Below are 19927 nucleotides of genomic sequence, written 5' to 3' on the forward strand. Positions count from 1 at the left end.
ATAGAGGGTGCAGATAGAGAACTTGCGCTTGGATACCATGGAGATAATAAATAATGGAAACGTTTATAGAAATTTTAAAGGTATATGGAAGGATCATCACTATCATCCCTTGTCTTTTAATTATGACATTGTTCATGGGAAAACGGGCAATAGGAGAAGTGCCTGTATTTGATTTCTTGATCATTATTGTACTAGGTGCCGTGGCAGGGGCAGATATCGCTGATCCGGATATTCCTCATATATATACATTTTTATCAATAATAGCTATTGGATTATTACAAATCATTGTGTCGAAATTTAAATTAAAAAATCGTTTTTTTGGACGACTGATTACATTTGAACCAACTATTGTCATCCGAAATGGTGATTTTATTGTAGAAAATTTACAAAAAATCCGATATTCCTTAGATAATGTCTTACAAATGTTAAGAGAAAAAGATATTTTTGATGTAAATGATGTAGAATTAGCCTTAATCGAACCAAATGGGAAACTAACTGCTTTTAAAAAACCTCATAAATCTACTGTTACGGCAGAGGATGTAGGAATTAAAAAAGTATCTGGAAACATTGCTTATCCTGTTATTATTGAAGGTAACATAGAAAATCAAGTTCTCACTCAGTTACATTTAACCGAACAGTGGCTTGTTCAGGAGTTACAGAAAAAAGACCTGAAAATGGTTGATATTTTTTTTGCATCAGTTAATGCGAACCATGAATTGCATGTATCATTAAATAGTAACTACAAAAATTTTAAGCAGGAGATAAATCATTAGTTTGTGACTTTTTCGTATAATAAAGCCGAGAAAAGACAATAGAAAATATGACCCAGCTAAAAGTTTCAAAAAAGCTGCGCTTAGATCAACGCAACAGATATTGTAGGCAGGCTGGTGCAACAACCAAAAAAGGGTTCATCCCATACGAAGTATAAAAGTCTATGGTACCGGAGTACGAACATGCGCTAAGTGTATCATCTACCTCTTTCGCCAGCCTGCGAATGCTAATGACTTCCTAAGTCCCCCAAATAAACTAAGTAATACATAAAGCCTGTCCCCACTAAGAAATAAATCAATTCATATCATCTCCTTTAATTACTTAGGCAAAAAAATAGACTCCTACCCATTTTTAAAGTGGGTAGGAGTCATTAGCACGATGGCAATTACGCGAACTCCATCGCCTATATATTTAATGCTTTAATATTTTATTATTTTAAGTTTATTTCAAGTATTTTAGAACATGAAACTCTACTTTCTACCTCTGCCTTATTTCACAATTAAAACTGGACAGTCCACTCTTTTGGCTACTTTATGACTGACGCTTCCTAGAACCATTTCTTGAAAGGAGTTTAATCCTCTGCTCCCTATAATAACTAGATCAAAATGATTGTCATTGGCATAAGAAACGATTGTTGGACCGGGATCACCATGTTTCATCGTTAGTTTATAAGGGAATTCTTCAGTTTTGAATTTTCCCTCTATTTTTTTCAGTTTCTGTCTTCTAGCTTGCTCTAGTGCCTCTACGCTTCCACTATGCAACACTTCACTTTTAGATTTAGCATAATCCAAAATATAAATGATCTCTACTTCTGTATCAGTCGTTAATTTTCCTAATTGGATTGCATGGTCCGTTGATCTTTCAGAATGGACTGAACCATCCACAGCTAAAAGTATTTTTTTATACATTTCCATCCCCCTCATTAATGACTTGGCTGATCATAGGTGGCTAATTTCTTTATTAATTTTTTGCTGGCGTCGTTTAATCCTGTTAGAAGAACGTCTTTATTGTTTTCTTTCAATTTTAATACAACTTTATCGATTGCTGCTACAGCTGAATCATCCCAAATATGGGCTTCAGCAAAGTTTAATGTGACTTTTTCTTTTTGTTGATCACTGAAAGAAAATGATTTAACAAAATCCTGAACTGATGCAAAGAATAGTTGACCTTTAATATCGTATACTGTTTCTCGATTTGAAGAGTTTGAAGAGATTTGCACATGAACCTTTGATATTTTGGCTACAAAAAAGATAGCACTTAAAATGATTCCCGCAAAAACACCTTTAGACAAATCGTGAGTTGCTACAACTGTAACTACAGTTACAACCATTACAATAGAGTCAGATAAAGGAACTTTAGTAATTGTTCGTAATGATGACCAATCAAATGTACCAATAGAAACCATAATCATCACACCAACTAGAGCAGCCATAGGAATTTTCACGACCCAATCACCAAGGACGATAATGAGAAACATTAAGAAAACACCTGCAACAAATGTGGATAAGCGTCCCCTACCTCCTGATTTCACATTAATCACTGATTGACCAATCATGGCGCATCCTGCCATTCCTCCGAAGAATCCGGCAACAATATTAGCAATACCTTGACCACGACTTTCCTTATTTTTATCACTTTCTGTATCTGTCATATCATCTACGATAGATGCGGTTAATAAAGACTCTAGAAGCCCAACAATAGAAAGTGCTAATGCTGTTGGAAAGATGATCATCAATGTGTCAATGTTTAAAGGAATATTAGGAATCATAAAGCTCGGTAAAGAACTTGTGATTTTACCTAAATCGCCTACAGTTCTTAATTCGAGATGACCAAAAATAGCTAAAACAGTCATTGCAACAATGGCGACAAGTGGAGCAGGTACCACTTTAGTGAACCGTGGAAGTAAATAAATAATGAGTAACGTAACCGCAACCGCGATATAAGTGAGGTTCGATATTCCAACAAAATGGGGCACCTGTGCCATAAAGATTAGAATGGCAAGTGCATTTACGAAACCTACCATAACCGATCTAGGTATAAATTTCATAAAGCGAGCAATTTTAAGTGCACCAAATATGAATTGGATGATCCCGGTTAAAATTGTCGTAGCAAATAAATACTCAATACCGTGCTCTTTCACTAAGGTTACCATTAACAAGGCCATAGCACCCGTAGCAGCAGAAATCATTGCAGGACGACCGCCTACAAAAGAAATGACAACGGCGATACAAAAAGATGCATAAAGTCCAACCATTGGATCTACACCTGCTATTACTGAAAAAGCAATAGCCTCTGGTATTAGAGCAAGGGCAACAACGATCCCTGCTAAAATATCTCCTTTTACATTGGGAAACCATTCATTATGAAGTTTTTGTATGAACAAAATAAAGAACACTCCTTCTTTTTTTATTGACTTCTAACTCTCATAGAAGTCAGGTCCGTTGATAACATCTTCAAATTTAACAGACCAAGATTTAAATGTCCATCATTTTTTGTGCCAAAAACGATCTTTTTTGGTACTGTATATCATTGAGAAAGAATCGTATTGATTTTTTGTTATAATAACAATAAGCAAATTCTTTGGAGATGATAAAGTGATTTTCGGTTATGCACGTCCATTTAGCCAGGATATAGATATGACTTTACAGACAAAAGCTCTTGAAAATAAAGGGTGTGATAGGATTTATTATGAACAAACAATATCTCCTAAAGATAGACCTGAATTAAATCATTTATTACATTCTATAAATACGGGAGATCAAATATTTGTTTATAAATTTTATAGTATTGCTGATTCTACACGACACCTAATTGAATTAGTTCAATTACTACAGCAGAAGCATGTCCAATTAATATCTATCATTGATCAAGTAGATACATCAACAAATGAAGGTAAAGTGTTTTTTAAGCTTATGAAGAGTGTTGGAGATTTTCAATATGATGTTTTAAGCGAGAGTACTAAGGCAGGTATTTATGAAGCTAAACGAAAAGGAAAAAATACAGGTCGCCCTAGAAAGCCTGATGCTAATGTCAGGCGAGCATTAGAAATGTATCAAAGTAAAAAATATAGCATCGCTCAAATTACACTCGAGACGGGTATAAGTAAAACAACTCTATACAGATATTTAGAGGATGAAGGGTGATCTTACTCTTACCAAATGAAAAAGGGTTCGTTGATCGGAACCCTCCCTTTCATCAAATTAAGTTCTATTTGCATTGACATAAGTTAAATCTGCGTAACTTTTTTAACCATTTTTCTTCTGCGTACATTCTCTTCTTGAAATATCCTAAAAGAGCAACTGCGTCACCAAATGAGGTGAGCCCAAGTTTTGTTGACACTTATGAATATCTCGAATGTTCTTTCACGTTACTTTCCAGTCTCAGCAAACTGTTTCAATCGATCTCCAATTTCATCTCTTACCCTTTGGAAAAATGACCACTTCTCTTCTTCTGTTCCTTCTGCTTTTGCTGGATCATCAAAGCCCCAATGGACACGTTGGACATGAGGAGGAGTCATCGGGCATTTATCAGCTGCGTCACCGCATAGTGTTACGACTAAGTCAGCGTGATGCAATATCTTCTGATCAATCAGGTCAGATGTTTGATTAGAAATATCAATCCCTATTTCTTTCATTGCTTTTACAGCATTCGGATTTAATCCATGAGCTTCAATACCAGCGCTATAAACCTTCCACTCATCACCAAGGTGTTTTTTAGCCCAACCTTCAGCCATTTGACTGCGGCAAGAATTACCGGTACATAAAAAGTATATTGTTTTCTTTGACATGTTGATCGTCTCCTTTAATGTATAATCAATAGCCAGAAATACAAAGCTAAAAGTGTGATGAATAGTGTTGGTACAGTTAAAATGATCCCTATTTTGAAATATGTCCCCCAGGAAATCTTCACACCTTTTTGAGAAAGGACGTGGAGCCATAGTAGTGTTGCTAAGGAGCCAATGGGTGTAATCTTCGGTCCTAAATCAGAACCAATGACATTTGCGTATATTAACGCTTCTCTCATCATTCCTTGTGTATCGGTACCGGATATGGCTAATGCATCGATCATGACCGTCGGCATATTATTCATGACAGATGAAAGAATCGCTGCGATAAATCCCATACCAAGAGTCCCTGCCAATAAACCTTGATCTGCTACAGCTTGAATCACGCTTGAAAGAGCATCAGTAAGCCCTGCATTTCGCATGCCATAGACAACAACGTACATACCTATGGAAAAGAATACGATCGCCCAGGGAGCTTCTTTTAGAACGCTTTTTGTTTGAACAGCAGGGCTTTTTTGTGCAATGACCAAGAATAAAATGGCAATCACTCCAGCTATGACCGATACAGGTATAGATAAAAATTCGCTTGCAAAATAACCAATCAACAAAAAAGCTAATATATACCAAGATAAACTAAACATCTTTGGATCTTTTATTGCTTCACTAGGTTGCTTTAACTCAGTCATATCATAGCGTTTTGGTATACTCTTTCTAAAGAAAAGATACAGCACAGTGATACTCGCTAGCAATGAAAAAAGGTTTGGAACAACCATTCTGGATGCATATTCAATAAACGTAATGTTGAAATAGTCGGCTGTTACAATGTTCACCAAATTACTTACGACAAGAGGAAGCGACGTTGTATCTGCAATAAACCCACTCGCGATAATAAAAGGGAATACAATTTTTTCATTGAAGTGTAATGCTCTCACCATGGCTAAAACAATGGGTGTCAAAATAAGTGCTGCCCCATCGTTTGCAAATAAAGCAGCAACGATTGCACCAAGGATGGTCACATACACAAACATACGTAGCCCACTGCCTTTTGCAGCCTTTGCCATATGCAATGCTGCCCATTCAAAAAAGCCGATTCGATCAAGTATGAGTGAAATGACGATAATGGCGACAAAAGCTAAAGTCGCATTCCAAACGATGCCTGTCACGGTGATCACATCGTCAACATTCACAACACCTACGATTAAAGCTAAAATGGCCCCTCCACATGCGGACCACCCTATGGATAAATTTTTTGGCTGCCAGATAACCAATACCAAAGTGAACAAAAATATGAGTAATGATAAAACGGCAAAACTCAAACCCATCCCTCCTTACGAACAAGAAATGTTTGTTGCGTTCTGTTGTATTCTTTTTAAAAGGTCATCTTCTTTATTAATTTGATTTAAGATGATCCGAATCGTTTCAAATTCTGGACACAGTGTATTGATTGAATAATAACGCCACTGCCCTTTTCTGTTCTCATGGACAAATCCAGCTTTTTTTAATTTTCGTAAATGCTGACTAATAGCTGGTTGACTTATTTCGAACATATCTACCAGTTCACAAACACAATATTCCTTCTCCAAAAACAATTTCATCATGATCAGTCTTGTTTGATCACTGAGTGTTTTTAAACAATTCGACATATGTGTCACACCAATTGAAACATCTGTAGTCACAATGATTCCCCTCTCTTAAAGATAGGTGGCGGTTCCTGTTATCAACTCTTCCAACAGTATATAACCGAAAGCTTATATAATCAATCAATTATATGAATTTAAACAAAAATTTATTCTCATGAAAATTACAGAAATTATACGGATTTTAAGAAAGCAGATTATTAGTGAGGTATTTGGAGGAAAACCAATGATCGATTGCCCGCAAGAGGTCAATTAGGTATTAGATTAAGCCATTTAGTAAGGGAATTCTCTTCAATAGAGTGCGTTCTGGAATAATTAATCTTAACATGCACCGCTGTGGTACTGTACGACCACATGGTGAAAAAGAACTGAGACAACCAGATACAAACTTTCATATCATTGGTTCCAAAAGTTATGGAAGCGCACTTGCTTTTTTATTAGCCACCGGTTATGAGTAGGCTCTATCTGTTGTGAAAATGTCTTGTTGTATTAATGATTAAATAAAGCAAGTCTCGTTTTGGGACCTGCTTAATTTCTATATGTTAAGGAGAGACAATTCTAATAGGGTTATTTTGATTTAATCCCTGCACCACAAAGAGGTATGACAATGGTTTCTTCTGGTTTCTTTTGATATTTCATGTAGCCAGCCAAATTGACTGCAGATGTCACTTCGACATAAAATCCTTTATCACTCAGTGTAGATCGTGCATTCAGGATTTCGTCTTCTTCAATATCAATAAACGTCCCATTGGTTTCTTGTACAGCTTCTAAAATTTGCTTGGAGCGTGCTGGAGCAGCAATGGCGATCCCTTCCGCTAAGGTTCCTTTATTCGTCACAGGTGATGCTGATTCCTCCGCGTTTTGATAAGCTTTCACAAGAGGTGCACAGTTTTTCGCTTGTACGGCAACGATTTTCGGTATTTTATGAATGAGACCATTTTCAAATAACTCTTTAAAGCCATAATATGCACCTAGGAGAAGAGTTCCGTTTCCAACCGGAATGATTAAAGCATCAGGTGATCCATTTAGTTGCTCATAGATTTCATAGGCGTATGTTTTAGTACCTTCAAAAAAGTAAGGATTATAGACATGGCTTGCATAAAACACGTTTTCATTGTCTACTGCCTTTTGTGCCGCAGCTGCAATGTCCTCTCGCGTCCCGTGAATTTCTTTAATCGTTGCACCATGTGCTTTTATTTGAGCGACCTTTTTAGGTGAAGTGTCATCGCTTAGATAGATGTCACAGGCAATCTCGCAGCGTGCTGCATAAGCTGCAATCGCCGTTCCTGCATTCCCGCTACTATCAGCAATCACTTTTGATACCCCTAATTCCTTAGCCTTTGTCATCAAAACAGCGGCTCCTCGGTCTTTAAAGGATAGTGTCGGCATCATGTAATCAACTTTGACATAAGTGTTTGGCTCATTAGAACCTAGAACGATTAAAGGGGATTGACCCTCCCCCATTGTGACAGTTTCCCACGTCTTAGAACCTTTTGAAAATGGCATGGTTTCAACATAACGCCATAATGAATTTGGATAGTGATCCCAAGCTGCGATATCTATTTTCGGGGTATCTTTCACCAAATTTAATACTCCGCCACAATCACATTTCCATAGCGTTGGTGTCATCTCATGCTTTTTTCCGCAATGGTGACAAATCAATTGATTCATCAATCATCCACCCCTTCGAATATTTTTTTATATGCTATATAATTTTTTATATAGCATAGGCAAAAAAATATCTTAAATATATGAAATAGCATCAATTTCAATTTTGAAGCCAAAATGTAATTCATTCGTTGGTACAATCGTACGTGCTGGTTTATGTTCACCGAAAAATTCAGTATAAACAGCATCGACTTTGTCCCATAAATGAATATCTGAAATGTATAATGTCATGCGCAAAATCTTCTCTTTTTTACTACCTGCAGCTTCTACAATCATCTCTACATTTTTAAGCGCTTGTAATGTCTCTTCTTCAATGGAGCCGAATTCTTTTTCTCTCGTTTCGGGATTGATGGCAAATTGTCCTGAAACATAGACCGTGTTTTGATGAATGGTTGCGAATGCATAGTGTCCGTTTGCTTTTAGATTTCCTACCTCGAGTATGCTTTCCATTTTGACACTCCTTACCTTGATTTATGTTTGATTTCATCTAAATAGCTATAGACGGTGACTTTGGAAATGCCTAACATAGATGCGACCTTCTCAACAGATCCTTTCATTAAAAAAATGCCCTTTTCATCCATGAATTTAATGAGTTCAATTTTCTCGTGACGTTTCATGACTGGATGAACACTGTTTTGTATGATCTGTTGAATCAACTGATCTACTATTTCTTCCACATTTTCAAGATCATTATTTGATGTTGTTTCATTTTCTTGAACTTCAACTTGTGTAGAAAGAAACGTGTCCATAAATTGCTGCATTTGATTCAGTGCTTCAACATCAAAATTGATACAGAAAGCACCAATTACTTTTTGCTTATCATCTCGTATTAATGAAGTCGAGGAGCGAATCGTACGCTTATCTTCTGTTACAAATGTATAACCAGCAAGATAATCTTCTTTAAAATCTTCTGATTGCAATACAGTTTTTACTAGGTGATCAAATGATTGACCGATTTCTCTTCCTGTCACATGGTTATTTACTGTAAACATGACAGATGCTTGAGGGTTCGTTAAATCATGAATCACCACTTCACAATTTGGTCCAAACATTTTTGCAGTAGATTTTGCTAAAGGAATATAACTCTCTAATAAATTCTTAATATGTTCCATGCCTAAGCACCTCATTTTCTTATTCCACTAAATTGTATATTTTTTTATACGAAAAAACAATATATAGATTTTTTTATATGTTATGATGTTTATAAGATCACAAATATGTTCTGTCGAAAAAGTAATGTAATCTTACTTCAATCAGCCTGATAAGGATGTCTATTCTTAACATGATTCTTTATCAGTTGGTTTCCAATGTTTCAATGCTAAGTCTGTGGGGTGTTTCTATGAATAAATTATTGGCAATGTTGATATTAGGATTGAGCTTTAGTGGTGCTGCTCTCATTCTTTCTGTCCCTTTGTTATTCAAATCCAAACTAGAACAATATGAGCTCATGTTTGCTGCTGGATCAGCAGGCGCTTTCGCAGTATTTGCTGTCTCATGCCTAGTTCTTCGAAAACGATTCAATCGCTTGACTAAATGATATCGTATTTATTTTTTTGAGATTGATCAAATGTTTGAACATCTTAAATAAACAAAAATAAGCCATTGATTTCAACATGGCTGATCTACTACACCCATCTATTAAAATGAAGATAATGGAAACAAAAACTAATGATATATAGACAATCGTATCCCTATTCGTTATATAATAACATTAAAATTTCATGTGCTCGAAAGAAGGCTTGGAAATGTTTAAACTTGATCATTTTTTAAAAAAACCAATAAAATTAACTCCTCCCCAAATTTTAATGTTTGGATTTTTGACAGTTATTATCATTGGATCATTCCTTTTATCTTTACCGGTCTCTACAGTCAAATCTATTTCCATTATTGATGCTTTCTTTACCGCTGTTTCAGCAACAACTGTTACAGGTTTAGCTGTAGTCGATACTGGAACAACCTTTACTTTGTTCGGACAAATAGTCATTATGCTGATGATCCAAATTGGTGGACTTGGTTTTCTAACTTTAGCCGTCATGGTCATCCTATTACTTGGCAAAAAGATTCGGCTTCGTGAAAGATTATTGGTTCAAGAAGCTTTTAATCTTACAAATATTGGTGGGATTGTACGTCTTGTCAAGGTATTGTTTATTTTTTCAATGACATTCGAGTTATTGGCCACATGTATATTATCATTTCGATGGATACCTGAATATGGTCTTTTAAAAGGGTTTTATATTAGTTTATTTCATGCCATATCTGCTTTTAATAATGCAGGCTTTTCTCTTTTTTCAAATAGTTTGATGAACTATGTCAATGATCCACTGATTAACCTAACGATCAGCTTTCTGTTTATCATTGGTGGTCTCGGGTTTACTGTGATTTTTGATATTTGGAATAAACGGAAATTCAAATTATTATCCGTCCATTCAAAGCTTATGATCATAGGAACCCTCATTACAAATGGTATTGCGCTATTATTCATATTTTTAATGGAATTTGGCAATCCGCATACTTTAGGTCCGATGAGTCTTCTTGATAAATTCTGGGCATCATATTTTCAAGCTGTGACACCTAGAACCGCGGGATTTAATTCTCTTGATATAGGACATATGCACGAGAGTTCTTTGACGCTTATGATGTTCCTTATGTTTATTGGTGCTGGGAGTGCGTCAACAGGAAGCGGGATTAAGTTAACCACGATGATAATCATTTTGATTTCTGTCCACCATTTTCTTAAAGGAAATAAAGAACCCGTGATATATAGACGTACTATTAAGCATGATGTGGTCATTAAAGCGTTAGCAATCAGCTTTATTAGTTTATGTTTTGTGTTTATCACCATTTTTTTATTGACAATGACTGAAAAAGCTCCTTTCATCGATATTGTTTTTGAAACTTTCTCAGCATTTGGGACAGTAGGGCTTTCTATGGGGTTGACACCGGATTTGACGTTTTTAGGTAAGGTGATTCTGTCGGTTCTGATGTTTATTGGCAGAGTAGGTTCTCTGACCATTGTATTTATCTTTATGAGACGAACCAAAAGCCCAATACGTTATCCGGAGGGAGAAGTATTTGTAGGTTAATATGGATATAGAAATGGATTCACTTTTATCAACGGTGAATCCATTTACTTTTTATAATTTGAATATATTCATCGTTATACAAAACTTACAATAATAGATTTCTCACTTTATCTACATTAAAAGGAATGAATGATAGATTTTAATACTGATGAGACACCCAAATGTAAGTCCCTTATACTTCATTCGAACTTTTTTCATTGATGTGTCTATAAAAAATACATGAATCATGGAACAGATCACATAATAAGAAAAAATGAAGAAGGGGTTCTCACGATGGATGTAACATTAATTTGGAAAACACTTCTTATATTTATTGTAGGAACGATGATTTTAAGAATAGGTGGAAGAAGAACAATAGCTCAAATGACGATTCCCCAAACAGTTATGATGATTGCTCTTGGCACCTTGTTGATCCAACCTGTTGCTAATCAGGGACTTTGGAGTACTTTTGTTATAGCTGGATTCTTAGTGCTTTGTCTCATTATCACCGAACTGATTCAAATTAAATTTGACAATGCAGAAACAATCATTTCTGGTAAGGCTGTATTAGTGATTGAAAATGGCACATTAATCGAAAGTCATTTAAAAAGTCTTAGATTACCTGTTGATAAATTAGAGGAACGATTACGCCAAGCAGGTATTTCGAGCATCGGTGATGTTCAATATGCGACGTTAGAATCTAATGGACAATTAGGATATGCTTTAAAACCAGAAAAGCAGCCTGCCACAAAGGAAGATATTCAAAACCTCATTCAGTTTATTCAAAATGGCAGCCTGGTGAATCATGAGAATCAATCACAAGATCCAATTTTCACTGAAATCATAAGCGAAAACACAGATACCGTACCTAAACATTTAGAGTAGGTTGTTACTTAAAAACAACATTGTTGATAATGACAGCTTCTTTTTTATCTCACTTGTTACTGCTTTTTGATTAAGTCCACGCCGTCATATGACAGGCTTTCAACATATGCAGCCTTTTCCAAAATGTATTGATCAAAAAAATCTTCGTATAGTCTGTCACAAGATTTCGCATCTCTAATGACATGTACGTTGATGGAATCTACCATATCAGATGGATAGTACATAAATGCAGTCAATTCTCTTCTAGTGGATATCACCTTTGAGGGAAATGGCAAACAAAAGCTGATCGCCAATTTTGAAAACTGCACCCTTGATGGTGTTCGTTTTACGGGATGTGACCTTTCGGCATGTATTCCACCAACATCCAAAAACCATCTATATGTTGAAAAGGTATCTGCACGTGAAAACAAAAAGAAAGCTTATGTTTGCACACATAAGCTTCTTCTTATCCTTTTTTATAGCGATGAACCATATATCGGATGATTTTTGTGATGACAGAGGTACACATGCATAGAAAGGTCATAGCGATGACCCAATACATATTCGACATATCAAACCCCGTATAGGCAAAGATAAAAACAGTTGAAGCTACAAATGTAATCATTAAAACGACGTAGACCCGCTTAAAAATGATATAGCCTACAATCCCCCAAATCAAAAATAATAAAGGCAATGTAAATAAGATCAGAGCCATAGGTTGAAGAAAGGAAACACTCATCATTCACTCTCCTTTACTAACCAGCCATTTGTTTACATCCATTGAAAAAGCGAACAATCATTATATTAATAGGAAATGCGCACGATGTAAACAAAAATTGGCATTTAAGGAAAGTTTATTCTGTGGTGAATTGACATTCTGAATGTATTTCATGTTGAGTTGAAAAAGGCTGCTTTCAAGTAAGCAGCCTTTTCGTCTATTTACATCAGAGCATTCGGCATTTTTAGGTGTAAACTGAAGAATCCCTAACGATTGATCACTTGAATGATTTTCTTAAGAGCGTCTGCTGCTTCTGGAATTGGCATCACAACGAACACATGCAGCATTTCGGGATAAACAAAGGTTGATATGTCTATTCCTTGTTCTGTTAGGTTCTCGTCAAGCTTTATGGCATCTGGGTATAACATATCATGTGTTCCAATAAAATGAGTGATCTTGCCAAGTCCTTTAAAGTCACCGTAAATAGGACTAATCAATGGATCAGTGACGCTTTGATCAGCTGCCCACATTTTTGTAATGACTTCCATTCCTTCAGGACCTAGAATCGGGTCCTTTTTAGCATATTCAAACATAAGAGGGTTGCTCATGCTCATGTCAACACATGCAGATAATAACACGATATCCTTTGGCTGCGTTAGTCCTTCCATGTTTAAAAGGTGTGCTAGACCAAGTGAGATATTTCCGCCGGCTGAATCTCCCATGATCGTCAATTGATTGGCACTTTCAACAGTTTTCAGAATGTCTTTATATAGGTGTAGGAGTTTTGGATACGTATCTTGGTTGTTATAATGAGGTACTTTAGGATAAATAGGAGCCACTACTTTCGCATCTAGTGACTGAGCCAATTGATCCATGAACCACCAATGGAAATTTAAAGGCTGATTTGTCCACGCGCCGCCATGTATATATAGAATGACTTTTTGTTTCGGTGACGTTTGGTCATTTAATGTGAACACTTGCATGCCTTGCAATGTCTGTTCTTTTATCTCACTAATGAACTTCACATCATTCCCAATGGCATAAGGCTGCGTATTTTCAATTCCTTTTTGATCAAGAAATTTTTTTGTGTTTTCGATACTCGAGAAGCTCTCTTTATTACTTTGAGAAGCGAATAATGTTTCAAATTGAATACTTTCTTCAGAACGTTTGCCATTAAAAATGTCTATACTCATTTTTTTCTCTCCTTTAACTCAATATCAATAGGTTTATTGATCATCCTGATTTGGCACACGAAATGATTCAAGGTAGACTTGTACTTCTTTCTCAGGGGTCTTTAATAAGTTGGATAAAAGGTCTTGAATCAGACGAAGGCTTTTAATTTTCCTTTCAATTTCTTCATGTTTCAGATGGACAATCGTTCTTAGTGTATCAAGTTCTATATCTTGACTCAGCATTTTCATAATTTCAGCTATTTCCTTTAATGAATACCCTAATGTTTTTGCATCTTTGATCAATTGAATTTTCACAACGTAATCTTCACTATAGAATCTATATCCGTTCGAATGACGGTTTGGAGCAGGTAATATGTTGTGCTCTTCATAGTAACGAATTGCGGCAGGACTGACTCCTGTTTTTTTGGCAAGCTCTCCTCTGGTCATCAACTCCATCGTTACTCCTTTTTCTTATTTTGTCTTCCTATATTTACATTATAAAGGTTGAACCATGCTTCAAGGTCAAGACGAAAAATTTATTTGCGATCTTTTGATGTCAAATGAGTGAATCGATGAAGATAGATTTGAGATCTTCTGGCTTCGTTTTGCAGTTTAAATTTTTAAGGTTGCTGTAAGGTTTGGATTAATACAGGTTAAGGTTGAAGTTGTACAATGGGTTTGTAAGGAAGTGAGTGGCGAGCTAAATGATCCCCCTCCTTCTAAATCAATCATAGAGGTGAAAAGGTTTGAGAGAGAATAAAATTTTGTCTTCATTATGTTACTTCAGTATCTTTTTTGCGCCGTTTCTGTTTCCAATTATCGTTTACTTCTTAGGAAAGGACGAAGTGAAATATCATGCGAAAACATCACTTTGGACGCATGTGATTCCTTATTTGATTTTCGGTATTGGTATTGCCGGTTCAGGTTTACTTGGCATGAACGATATCCGTCATGCTGGTCCATTCTTAATTGCAACGTATGCTGTGACATTCCTTGTGGCGATTTACTTCTTCATTTGGAACATTGTGAAAGGCATCAAAGTGTTTTCAGAATATTAGATGAGAAAAACGGTTCTGTCGTTGGTCAGAACCGTTTTTTTATGTTCGTTCATGCGGACAATTGAATATCAATCGTTGTTCCCTCACCTATCATACTACGTATCGTAATTTCCCCGCCGTGCTTTTGGATGATATCTTTTGCAATGGCCATCCCGAGACCAGAGCCTGCATGTGTCCCTCCTGTGTTCGTCCCTCTATAGTAGCGATCAAATACTTTTTCTAGCTCTGCCTCTTCTATTCCTTTGCCGTTGTCTTTAATCGTAATATGGGTGTTTTCTTTTTGTTCAAGCTGTACTATGATTTTTACATCAGAATGATTGTGAACAAGAGCATTTAAAATAAGGTTGGTGACCGCTCTTCGGATGAGGATCGTATCAATATTCAGCATGAGCTTGTCTACATTCGTTTGAAGCTCAATCGTCTGATCTGCATATCTCGAATCGTTTAGAATATCGATTAACGTTTCCCTCAGCAGAGGCACAATGTTCACGATTTCTTTATGCAGCATCACGTCGTTATTTTTCAGTCTTGTTGTTAAATTTAGATCCTCCATGACATCTTTGATGTACAGTGATTTATTCTCTATGATGTTTGCATAATGTTTGATGTCTTGATTTGAAAGAGGATAATTTGGATCTTTCATGATTTCTGCATAGCCTTGTATAGAAGCTAGAGGCGTTTTAATATCATGAGAAATATGACTGATCCATTCTTCCCGCATTTGCTCTAATTTTTCTTTTTCTTTTTGGCTTGAAGCGAGCTGCTTTGATAAGTGATTGACATTATAGAAGACATCTTTATATATTCCCTTAGCGCGCAGCTTTGTCGTATAATCACCATTTGCGAGACGCTGGATGCCATGAATCGCACGGTCAAGTGGTTTGATGAGCTGCCGACTGAATAAGTAGCCAATGAGTAAGGCAATGATGGCATCGATTGACAATAAAATCATCGTTCCGATATTGAATCTTGATACTAAGTCTCTCGTGTTGAACGAGAATAAATATTTTCCGATGGAAGGATCCTTAAATCCGATAAAGTAGCTGTATTCCTTGCCCATTCCTTTTTTTCCGCCAGCATAAATGGTCGATAGCAATTGCTTATCTTTATATTTATGTAAGTTCACGATTTCTATGGGTGTATATTTGCTCTTTAAGCCTTTAGGTGCCTGTGCATGATAGACGTCTTGTCCATTTTCATCTAATATTTGAATCCACGCATTTTGTTGTTTTAAGGCTTGCTGTCCTTCTTTGCTCACAGTGATGTCTTGATCGGAAAAGGTGATGTATTGTTCAAATGATCTTGTGAAGGTTTCGGGTGTGTGTTCTTCGTTTTGCTGGCTGCTTGCTTGCAGTACAAGCCAAATCATGAAGCCAAATAGGTTAATAAAGACAGTGATAATGGTCACGATAATGACAGAGACCATATATCTGCCTGTTAATCGCCATTTCATCCTTACGCATCCTTTACAACAAATTTATAGCCAAGCCCTTTGACTGTGACGAGAAATTCTGGTGTAGATGGGGAATTCTCTATTTTCTCCCGAAGTCTACGTATGTGAACCATCACTGTATTGTCAGAACCGAAGAAATCTTCTCCCCAAACGGTTTGATAAAGCGTTTCTTTACTGATTACGCGATTCGGGTGCTGCAAGAAATAGGTCATCAGCATAAGCTCTTTCGGCGTGAGTTCAATCGCCGCTCCGTTTTTCGTCAGCTCGGCTTGCTGCTCGTTTAACTCAAATGGGCCTTTTTTGATCACGGGATCCGTTTGAGAAGACTGTAAGTATGATGACCGTCTCAACTGGGCTTTTACCCGATAGGCGACTTCCTTTGGGCTGAACGGTTTTGTAATGTAATCATCGCCGCCAATGGCAAGTCCTACAATTTTGTCTGATTCCTCACCCTTTGCTGATAAAAAGATAATCGGAACATGGGAAGTCTCTCTGATTTGTTTGCAAATATCATACCCTTCACCGTCTGGCAGCATAATATCCAATATGACGAGGTCGGGATGTTCTTGATGAAATTGCGTGAGTCCATCACGGGCAGTTGAAGCTGTTATCACCCGGTCAATGCCTTCTCTTGTTAATACGGTATGAATTAATTCTAAGATTTCTTTTTCGTCATCTATAATCAAGACTTTGCTTTGAAGTTTTTGCATGATGATCACTCTCCTGAAGTCATTGTTATTATTATACCCAAAGTGTAGACGTCGTGAAAAATCAACTTTCTATTTACACAGAAAAAAGCCAATTTTCTTTTTTAATGAGAAAATTGGCTTTGGTGTTTTTTAGCGTTTGACTACAAAGGTCGTCACACTTTGCGCAGGGAGATGGGCCCAAAATTGATTCCCTGATATGTTTAAGTCAGTTCCAGGCTGGAGGTTGCTGTTACCGCTCGTAATCCACCTTGACGCCTGTGAAGCGGTCCCATTTTGCATCACAAAGTGTTGATTGACTCCTGCATTGTTTTTGTTAATCGCGACAATGACGACCTGATTGTTTCCTTTATAGGCTGATACGAAAACATTCGGTTCAGGGCTTTTCGTTGCATCAATTCTGACGTACCCCGGACGTACAAACTTGGAGAAATGCGCCATGTTGTATCCACGTTTGCTGATCGTTCCATTTTCCTTCATAGGACCGTATGATCTGCGGATGTACCACCAAACATACGCCTGAAAGTCCCCCTCCACCATCGAATGGTGAATATGCTCTGACACACCTAATGCCTCAGGCCAGCGGTCCGCTGAATTATTGTCACTATTCGGATAGTAAACCTCTGTCATCCATAGCTCTTTCCCTCCTCCTTTTTGTTTGAAAAGAGGATACGGAAGCTGGCTGATTTGGGTTCCATACAGATGGGCACCGAGAATATCCATATTTCTAAGTGCCTGCGGATCGTTTAAGATTGGGTCTGATATATTTTTAAGGTATTGAAAGGACTCTGGCGCCATGACGCGCGCATTAATGGAGCCGGCATTTTCCCTCATGAATCGCAGGATTTCCTGAGGCGTCCACCATGTCCATTCATGTGCATAATCGGGCTCGTTTTGTACAGAAATGGCATAGAGATTAACGCCATTATTCTTCATATATGTCACAAAATCGTTTAGATGCTGGGCATATGCGGCGTATTGATTGTATCTTAGCCTCTTTGCAGATGCACCATTACGATTAAAGGTCTCCACCATATGGCTTGGAGGATTCCAAGGCGAAGCGATCACCAAAGCACCGTGCTGTATCGCTCTTTTGGCGGTGGCGACTTCTCTGTGCCAATTATTTCTGTTCTCGTCTACAAAAATTCTTAGGATGGAGAATCCTAATTGATTCTGCCCATTGCCAAAGGCGGTGTCCCTTTGAGGGGCGGTTAAATCACCAATCCACGCCGGGTGGTTCATTCCGCCAAAGCCGCGAATCACTTGTCTTTCTGCATTGATATTAATATTCGCATCTGCCGCTGACACCTCAGTTACCCCAGGCCCTAAAAACATGACAGACAACATAGTGAAGCAGACCAATAAAGTACAAATTGGTTTTTTGATTATGGACATCAAATTTTCCCACTCTCCCATCAACCAGTTTTGTTTACCTTTGAGTAAACTGCCAGGAATCAAATTGGAATAGGCTGGAACCATTTCCTTTGAAGACAAAAAATACGTTGTGTACTCCCGTTGCTCCGTTTACTGCTGTTTCTATTTCTCGCCAGTTCCCGCCTGTTGAAGGGACATTAAGTGTTCCGACAATCCTACCGTCTGGACTGCCAAGACGTACTTCTATTTGTCCGCCTGAAGCTGCTGCTACATTGGCTTTAAAGGTTCTGGCACCTCTGGAACCGAAATCGACGTTACTGACAGCGACCCAATCTCCATTTTGAATGTTTGTGACATGCTGGTTATTGACTGGTCCGCCTGGAGCTGTTGAAGTCTCTGTCAAAATACGGCCATTCCATGCGAATGTCTCAGCCTCTACCCGCTGAAAAGGATTCAGGTTGGATAGCTGTTTGACTCCTTCAAAATTGGCTGCGACCTCTCGTAGGGAACCGTCCTGATTATGCACAAGCTTATTAATATGGGGAGATCTGTAGCCTTTCCCTGCGCCATATAAGGCAGAGCTCACCGTTTGCGTGTGATACACGACATACCACTCGTTTTTGAAATTGAACACAGCATGATGGTTATTACCACCGCCACCGAAAAATGCACCCGGATTTTTCAGGAAGTGTCCTTTATACGTAAAGGGGCCCATAGGACTTGAGCTCGTCATATAACCGATCTCGCCTGGTGGTTTATCTGCTGGATGGGAGCCGCCAAAATTGATGCAATAGGAATAGTAATAGGTACCGTTATACTTATGCATCCCCGAGTCTTCAAACATAAAAGGAGCATCAATTGTAGATGCACTGCCAACCACACTTGTCATATCAGATCCTAGTTTCAGCACCCTTGCTGTTTTAGGATTGGCCCATTGCCCCTGCGTTGGATTTGAACCGCCTGGAACGCCTCCGCCGGCATAGAGATAACCCGTTCCGTCATCATCTACAAATACGGCTGGATCAAAAAGCCATACAACACCAGACATCCCTGGTGTATTTGGCGTGACAAGCGCTTTTCCGATAGGATCTTTCCAAGGACCAATCGGGCTGTCCGCTGTCAGGACGCCAATCCCTCCGCCGCTGTTAGCAAAATAAAGGAAAAACTTATCCTTTCCATTGATCTTTTTCACCGCAGCCGCTGGAGCCCAGGAGGCGCCTGCCCATTTGGCAATTCCTTTGCCGCCATTTGCCCCATTTGCGCCAGCTACTGGAATCGCTCCATGATCTGTCCAGTTCACCATATCCGCCGAAGAGATGACAAAGACCTTATTCAAATTCGCAAAAGAATTGTCCTTAATCGTTCCATTACTGTGATATTCATAGTCATCACTCGACATATAAATGTACACTCTGCCGTTATAGGTAAGTGCAAACGGATCTGCCCCCAAGTGATGGTCTATGAGCGGATTTGCATTTCCTACTCGTTTTGCAATGGGGGTACTTGCTGCACTCGCATCATATACCGGAATACAGCTTAGTACCAAAGCAAGAATCAAAAAACCTACACCGCATTTCATCCTCTTCCTCATCGGTTCATTTTCCTCCTGTTTTCATCTTCCTCATATTGGGGTTTACGCCCAATTTCAAATTATGTTGA

General features: G+C 37.8%; 21 protein-coding genes, 2 pseudogenes and 1 riboswitch. Of the genes and pseudogenes, 7 read left to right on the forward strand and 16 right to left on the reverse strand.

The genetic code is table 11. From position 1 onward, the window contains the following. Positions 1 to 53 precede the first annotated feature (53 nt). Positions 54 to 773 carry a DUF421 domain-containing protein gene (locus tag C5695_RS09150; protein WP_117730456.1) on the forward strand — a complete coding sequence of 240 codons (720 nt, stop codon included), beginning with the start codon at positions 54 to 56 and terminating at the stop codon, positions 771 to 773. Between the two features lie 352 nt (positions 774 to 1125). Beyond that, positions 1126 to 1184, reverse strand: a riboswitch (Fluoride riboswitch). A gap of 75 nt (positions 1185 to 1259) precedes the next feature. On the opposite strand, the gene C5695_RS09155 is transcribed toward C5695_RS09150, so the two are convergent. Both C5695_RS09155 and C5695_RS09160 read right to left on the reverse strand, forming a co-directional pair. Further along, positions 1260 to 1679: a universal stress protein gene (locus tag C5695_RS09155; protein WP_117730457.1), complete on the reverse strand. Its 420-nt coding sequence runs from the start codon at positions 1677 to 1679 to the stop codon at positions 1260 to 1262. 14 nt (positions 1680 to 1693) lie between these two features. Next, positions 1694 to 3154 carry a SulP family inorganic anion transporter gene (locus C5695_RS09160; protein WP_117730458.1) on the reverse strand — a complete coding sequence of 487 codons (1461 nt, stop codon included), beginning with the start codon at positions 3152 to 3154 and terminating at the stop codon, positions 1694 to 1696. Between the two features lie 211 nt (positions 3155 to 3365). On the opposite strand from C5695_RS09160, the gene C5695_RS09165 reads away from it, so the two are divergent. Next, positions 3366 to 3914 (forward strand): recombinase family protein, encoded by a 549-nt coding sequence (locus C5695_RS09165; protein WP_117730459.1) that lies wholly within the window; start codon positions 3366 to 3368, stop codon positions 3912 to 3914. Positions 3915 to 4138: 224 nt separating this feature from the next. Here the strand turns inward: C5695_RS09165 and arsC are convergent, their stop codons facing one another. The 3 genes from arsC to C5695_RS09180 are packed head-to-tail and all read right to left on the reverse strand — an operon-like array spanning position 4139 to position 6231. Then, positions 4139 to 4558: an arsenate reductase (thioredoxin) gene (gene arsC / locus C5695_RS09170; protein WP_117730460.1), complete on the reverse strand. Its 420-nt coding sequence runs from the start codon at positions 4556 to 4558 to the stop codon at positions 4139 to 4141. 14 nt (positions 4559 to 4572) lie between these two features. Further along, positions 4573 to 5871 (reverse strand): arsenic transporter, encoded by a 1299-nt coding sequence (locus tag C5695_RS09175; RefSeq protein ID WP_117730461.1) that lies wholly within the window; start codon positions 5869 to 5871, stop codon positions 4573 to 4575. Between the two features lie 12 nt (positions 5872 to 5883). Continuing rightward, positions 5884 to 6231, reverse strand: coding sequence for a metal-responsive transcriptional regulator AseR (locus C5695_RS09180; protein WP_117730462.1), 348 nt, complete (start codon positions 6229 to 6231; stop codon positions 5884 to 5886). 272 nt (positions 6232 to 6503) lie between these two features. On the opposite strand from C5695_RS09180, the pseudogene C5695_RS20465 reads away from it, so the two are divergent. Beyond that, positions 6504 to 6647, forward strand: a pseudogene (locus C5695_RS20465) (flavoprotein); the annotation flags it as partial. Positions 6648 to 6759: 112 nt separating this feature from the next. Here the strand turns inward: C5695_RS20465 and C5695_RS09185 are convergent. From C5695_RS09185 to C5695_RS09195, 3 genes are all read right to left on the reverse strand, one after another. After that, a complete protein-coding gene (locus tag C5695_RS09185; RefSeq protein ID WP_117730463.1) occupies positions 6760 to 7863 on the reverse strand; it encodes a threonine synthase in 1104 nt (367 codons plus the stop codon). A 72-nt stretch (positions 7864 to 7935) separates the two neighbouring features. After that, on the reverse strand, positions 7936 to 8310 hold the full coding sequence (locus C5695_RS09190; RefSeq protein WP_117730464.1) for a RidA family protein: 375 nt from the start codon (positions 8308 to 8310) through the stop codon (positions 7936 to 7938). Positions 8311 to 8321: 11 nt separating this feature from the next. After that, positions 8322 to 8972: a helix-turn-helix transcriptional regulator gene (locus C5695_RS09195; protein WP_117730465.1), complete on the reverse strand. Its 651-nt coding sequence runs from the start codon at positions 8970 to 8972 to the stop codon at positions 8322 to 8324. 227 nt (positions 8973 to 9199) lie between these two features. Between C5695_RS09195 and C5695_RS09200 the strand changes: the two genes are divergently transcribed. The 3 genes from C5695_RS09200 to C5695_RS09210 all read left to right on the forward strand — a co-directional run bounded on the left by C5695_RS09200 (position 9200) and on the right by C5695_RS09210 (position 11807). Continuing rightward, entirely contained in the window at positions 9200 to 9397 is a 198-nt protein-coding gene (locus tag C5695_RS09200; RefSeq protein ID WP_117733059.1) for a hypothetical protein, read from the forward strand. A gap of 208 nt (positions 9398 to 9605) precedes the next feature. After that, complete coding sequence (locus C5695_RS09205; RefSeq protein ID WP_117730466.1) at positions 9606 to 10943, forward strand: TrkH family potassium uptake protein; 1338 nt, start codon at positions 9606 to 9608, stop codon at positions 10941 to 10943. A gap of 273 nt (positions 10944 to 11216) precedes the next feature. Beyond that, entirely contained in the window at positions 11217 to 11807 is a 591-nt protein-coding gene (locus C5695_RS09210) for a DUF421 domain-containing protein (RefSeq protein ID WP_117730467.1), read from the forward strand. A gap of 56 nt (positions 11808 to 11863) precedes the next feature. On the opposite strand, the pseudogene C5695_RS09215 reads toward C5695_RS09210, so the two are convergent. From C5695_RS09215 to C5695_RS09235, 4 genes and pseudogenes are all read right to left on the reverse strand, one after another. Next, positions 11864 to 11988, reverse strand: a pseudogene (locus C5695_RS09215) (choline esterase); the annotation flags it as partial. Between the two features lie 264 nt (positions 11989 to 12252). After that, a complete protein-coding gene (locus C5695_RS09225; protein WP_117730468.1) occupies positions 12253 to 12525 on the reverse strand; it encodes a DUF2651 family protein in 273 nt (90 codons plus the stop codon). Between the two features lie 245 nt (positions 12526 to 12770). Beyond that, complete coding sequence (locus tag C5695_RS09230; protein WP_117730469.1) at positions 12771 to 13697, reverse strand: alpha/beta hydrolase fold domain-containing protein; 927 nt, start codon at positions 13695 to 13697, stop codon at positions 12771 to 12773. Positions 13698 to 13730: 33 nt separating this feature from the next. Then, positions 13731 to 14132 (reverse strand): MerR family transcriptional regulator, encoded by a 402-nt coding sequence (locus tag C5695_RS09235; RefSeq protein WP_117730470.1) that lies wholly within the window; start codon positions 14130 to 14132, stop codon positions 13731 to 13733. A gap of 290 nt (positions 14133 to 14422) precedes the next feature. Between C5695_RS09235 and C5695_RS09240 the strand changes: the two genes are divergently transcribed. After that, positions 14423 to 14734, forward strand: coding sequence for a magnetosome magnetite crystal formation protein family (locus C5695_RS09240; protein WP_117730471.1), 312 nt, complete (start codon positions 14423 to 14425; stop codon positions 14732 to 14734). Between the two features lie 49 nt (positions 14735 to 14783). Here the strand turns inward: C5695_RS09240 and C5695_RS09245 are convergent, their stop codons facing one another. From C5695_RS09245 to C5695_RS09260, 4 genes are all read right to left on the reverse strand, one after another. Beyond that, entirely contained in the window at positions 14784 to 16187 is a 1404-nt protein-coding gene (locus C5695_RS09245; RefSeq protein ID WP_117730472.1) for a sensor histidine kinase, read from the reverse strand. A gap of 2 nt (positions 16188 to 16189) precedes the next feature. Continuing rightward, entirely contained in the window at positions 16190 to 16897 is a 708-nt protein-coding gene (locus C5695_RS09250; protein ID WP_117730473.1) for a response regulator transcription factor, read from the reverse strand. Between the two features lie 129 nt (positions 16898 to 17026). Continuing rightward, positions 17027 to 18292, reverse strand: coding sequence for a glucuronoarabinoxylan endo-1,4-beta-xylanase XynC (locus C5695_RS09255; RefSeq protein WP_117733061.1), 1266 nt, complete (start codon positions 18290 to 18292; stop codon positions 17027 to 17029). Positions 18293 to 18323: 31 nt separating this feature from the next. After that, on the reverse strand, positions 18324 to 19859 hold the full coding sequence (locus C5695_RS09260) for a glycoside hydrolase family 43 protein (protein ID WP_117730474.1): 1536 nt from the start codon (positions 19857 to 19859) through the stop codon (positions 18324 to 18326). Positions 19860 to 19927 lie beyond the last annotated feature (68 nt).

Source organism: Bacillus pumilus (assembly GCF_003431975.1).
Classification (GTDB): Bacteria; Bacillota; Bacilli; order Bacillales; family Bacillaceae; genus Bacillus; species Bacillus pumilus_N.

Coding starts and splice junctions, on each gene's coding strand:
- C5695_RS09150 (WP_117730456.1), top strand. CDS start 54: ATGGAAACGTTTATAGAAATTTTAAAGGTATATGGAAGGATCATCACT.
- C5695_RS09230 (WP_117730469.1), bottom strand. CDS start 13,697: ATGAGTATAGACATTTTTAATGGCAAACGTTCTGAAGAAAGTATTCAA.
- C5695_RS09210 (WP_117730467.1), top strand. CDS start 11,217: ATGGATGTAACATTAATTTGGAAAACACTTCTTATATTTATTGTAGGA.
- C5695_RS09200 (WP_117733059.1), top strand. CDS start 9,200: ATGAATAAATTATTGGCAATGTTGATATTAGGATTGAGCTTTAGTGGT.
- C5695_RS09245 (WP_117730472.1), bottom strand. CDS start 16,187: ATGAAATGGCGATTAACAGGCAGATATATGGTCTCTGTCATTATCGTG.
- C5695_RS09195 (WP_117730465.1), bottom strand. CDS start 8,972: ATGGAACATATTAAGAATTTATTAGAGAGTTATATTCCTTTAGCAAAA.
- arsC (WP_117730460.1), bottom strand. CDS start 4,558: ATGTCAAAGAAAACAATATACTTTTTATGTACCGGTAATTCTTGCCGC.
- C5695_RS09185 (WP_117730463.1), bottom strand. CDS start 7,863: ATGAATCAATTGATTTGTCACCATTGCGGAAAAAAGCATGAGATGACA.
- C5695_RS09155 (WP_117730457.1), bottom strand. CDS start 1,679: ATGTATAAAAAAATACTTTTAGCTGTGGATGGTTCAGTCCATTCTGAA.
- C5695_RS09235 (WP_117730470.1), bottom strand. CDS start 14,132: ATGGAGTTGATGACCAGAGGAGAGCTTGCCAAAAAAACAGGAGTCAGT.
- C5695_RS09190 (WP_117730464.1), bottom strand. CDS start 8,310: ATGGAAAGCATACTCGAGGTAGGAAATCTAAAAGCAAACGGACACTAT.
- C5695_RS09225 (WP_117730468.1), bottom strand. CDS start 12,525: ATGAGTGTTTCCTTTCTTCAACCTATGGCTCTGATCTTATTTACATTG.
- C5695_RS09250 (WP_117730473.1), bottom strand. CDS start 16,897: ATGCAAAAACTTCAAAGCAAAGTCTTGATTATAGATGACGAAAAAGAA.
- C5695_RS09260 (WP_117730474.1), bottom strand. CDS start 19,859: ATGAGGAAGAGGATGAAATGCGGTGTAGGTTTTTTGATTCTTGCTTTG.
- C5695_RS09205 (WP_117730466.1), top strand. CDS start 9,606: ATGTTTAAACTTGATCATTTTTTAAAAAAACCAATAAAATTAACTCCT.